This window comes from Dietzia sp. B44, assembly GCF_014145245.1.
In the GTDB taxonomy this organism is placed as follows: Bacteria; Actinomycetota; Actinomycetes; order Mycobacteriales; family Mycobacteriaceae; genus Dietzia; species Dietzia natronolimnaea.
The window spans coordinates 1-2786 of record NZ_JAALEF010000036.1 but is presented as its reverse complement, the minus strand read 5'-3'; the positions used below and the strand labels follow the sequence as shown (position 1 = coordinate 2786).

The following is a 2786-nucleotide window of genomic DNA, read 5'->3' as shown; positions in this document are numbered from 1 at the left end:
CGCCGCGGCTGCGTCCGGGTCCTCGGCCCCCACGGGCGCGGTGACCAGGACGAGGCCGGCCAGCAGGGACGGGTGCCGCTCGGCGAGGTGCATGGCCACCACGCCGCCGAGGGAATGACCGACGACGACGCTGCCGGTAGCGATCTGTCGGGCGGTCTCGTCGACGAGCGCGTCGAGGTCGGGCACCGCCGGCAGATCGAGGGCCGTGGTGTGCCAGCTCTCCGGCAGGGCGCGCAGGGTCGGGTCCCATGACTGCGCGTCGCCGTGGAGGCCGGGGAGAAAGACAAGACTCGTCATGTCGCGACACTACGCGCGACGGCCGCGAGCGACGCGGTGTCTGTGAAGGGCCGCATCGGCTGGCTCACACGATCCTCAACTCGGAATGGGATTGCGAGAGCTCGTAGGTCTTGACCAGCCAGAACGCAGCAAACGCGTACAGCGCCGCCGCCTCCCCGGCGAACAGGGCCACGGACGGCCCCACCACCCAGGCGACGAGAACCGCCGCGGCCGGGAACGCCACGACCAGTACGGCCAGGACCCGGTAGACCGCGCGATACCTGCGCTGCTGGTCCGGATCCGAAAGGGATCCGAGGGTCTCCTGCCCGTAGAAGAAGATCGACAGCGCGGCCAGGACGAAGAACCCCACCGCGGCCACCGCGTGAACGGCACCGGCCACGGTGAGCCCGGGCAGAGACGAGTCTCCCGTCGGGACCAGCGCCACCACAATGGACAGGACGCCGGCTCCGTTGAGCAGCGCGTTCTCTCCGCGGGTGTAGCCGCGGTAGGCCACCAGCGCGACGCCGATCGCCACGAGTATCCCCACGAAGAGACTCCGGGCGGGCGAATAGTAGAAGGCGCTGAGTGAGCCCATCATCGACACGCCGGAGTCGAGGGCCACCCACAGGAGAAGGGTTGCCGGAAGGATGAGCGCACCGGCCGCGATGACCATCCGGAGCACGAAATAGGTCTCCACGATGTAGGCGGCGGGCGCCTCGCAGAAGGTGGCCGGATCGCCCTGGACCGGATCGCTCGGTGCCGGATTCCTCGGCGCTTGATTTGCCGGCGCTGGGTTCCTCGGCGCTGGATTCCTCCGTGACTGACGCATGCTCACACCTCGACTCTGTCGCCCGTTCACCCTCGCAGTCGGGTGCCGGTCTTGGTGTAGATCCGGTTGAGGTGACCCTCCACGGTCCGCTTGGACAGGTGGAGTTCGTCCGCGATCTCGGCGTTGGTCAACCCCTGCCCCACCAATTCGGCGACCTGGGACTCGCGGCGGGTCAGCGTGACCCCGGGCGGGACCCATCGGGCGGGACCTCCCAGTCCGGTGAGGCCGGCCAGCGACCCGCTGATCTCGGTGGTCGCGAGCATCCGCTCGGCCAGGGTGTGGTGCTGCGATCCCGGGGTGGCGAGGGTGCGGGCGCGGTCTGCGGCCGCTGCGGCCACCATGAGCAGACCGTGTCCACGGGCTCGCTGAGCCGCATCGATCAATCGCCGGGGGTTGTCGGCCAGGTTGGCAGCAGCCAGGTCGCGCACCAGCACCGGTACATCCCCACTGACCTCCAGCTCGGCCACTATCCGGCAGCTCTCCGGATCGGCCATCAACACCCCGGCCAGGGCGGCGCGCACAGCGGAGCCGAGCAGTCCGTCGTCGACGAGGGAGCGGACGATGCCGAGCGCCTCCTCGCTCCGACCGAGGCAGAACAGCACCCCCGCTTCGGCTCCGCGGATCTCCGGCCCGACCGGCGAGTTGGCATACCCGTGGACGGCGCGTAGGCGCCGCAGCTGCTCTTGCGCGGTCGCGGTCTGCCCGGACAGGGCCGCGACCAGCGCGTACAGAGAGATGGCACGCGGGAGAAAGTCCTCGGGGCCGTCCACCGCGATGGTGTCGAGTGCATCGGACGCGGCGCTCACGGCCGACGGCAGGTCGCCGGCGGCCAGGGCGATCTCCGCGTCGGCGACCCGGCGCATGCCGTGGTCCAGACGCACGGAGTCGTCCTGCTCGACCGCCACGAAGGGCGCGAGTTCCGCGAACAGCGCGTTGACGCCGAAACCGTGCAGGACCACGTACAGCAGGGCCGCGAGGTACTCCTCCGACGCCCACGCGTGGTGGTCCACCGTGCGCGACTGGCGGGCTAGCCGCCGCAGGACGGCCAACGCGGCGTCTGACTGCCCGAGCGCGTCCAGCGCCAGGGCGTGGATCGCCTCGAGGCGCCGCTCCCACTCAGCTGACAGGGGCGCGGAGCGCAGTGGTGCGGGATGCAGGGATGCGGGGTGCAGGGGTGCGGGATGACCAGGGGCGGCGTCAGTTTGTGGCGCGCCGAGTTCGGCGTGTGCCCGGGCCGCCTCCCGGTACCGCCCGGCGTAGGACAGGTGCACCACGGTCAGCGCGTCCAGCACCGAGTGAGCGGGGTGGCCCGGCGTCAGGAGTCCGTGGGCCGCCTCGATCAACGGCAGGGAGTTCTCCGGACCCCGGTCGCGGTAGTGCGCGAGGTCCGCCCGGGCCGTCACGTTGTCGATCAGCACACTGGTGAAGTCGGGCCCACCCGGCTCGTCGTCGTCACCACGCGGTCCGGCCGCTGCCCGCAGACACTCCAGCGACCGCTCGAACATGACGGCCGCCTCCTGCACCCTGTCGAGCAGCCGCAGGCAGGAACCCGCGACCAGCGCGAGCTCGGCCTGCTGCAGCGGCGTCATCTCCAGGCCCGCACGCTGGGCGGCCACGGACAACTCGACGCCTGTGCGGTAGTCGTGGGCGTCGAGCGCGGCGCGGGCCGCGGCCAGGGCGG

Annotated in this window: 3 protein-coding genes; all 3 read right to left on the bottom strand. The window is 71.3% G+C overall.

From position 1 onward, the window contains the following. Window positions 1–297 (bottom strand): alpha/beta fold hydrolase (locus G6017_RS01510; protein WP_182615570.1); only part of this gene is annotated, 297 nt, incomplete at its 3' end. Between the two features lie 64 nt (window positions 298–361). Continuing rightward, window positions 362–973, bottom strand: coding sequence for a hypothetical protein (locus tag G6017_RS01505; RefSeq protein WP_182615569.1), 612 nt, complete (start codon window positions 971–973; stop codon window positions 362–364). Window positions 974–1131: 158 nt separating this feature from the next. Then, window positions 1132–2786: helix-turn-helix transcriptional regulator (locus G6017_RS01500; protein ID WP_241731325.1), on the bottom strand; the 1655-nt coding region annotated here is incomplete at its 5' end.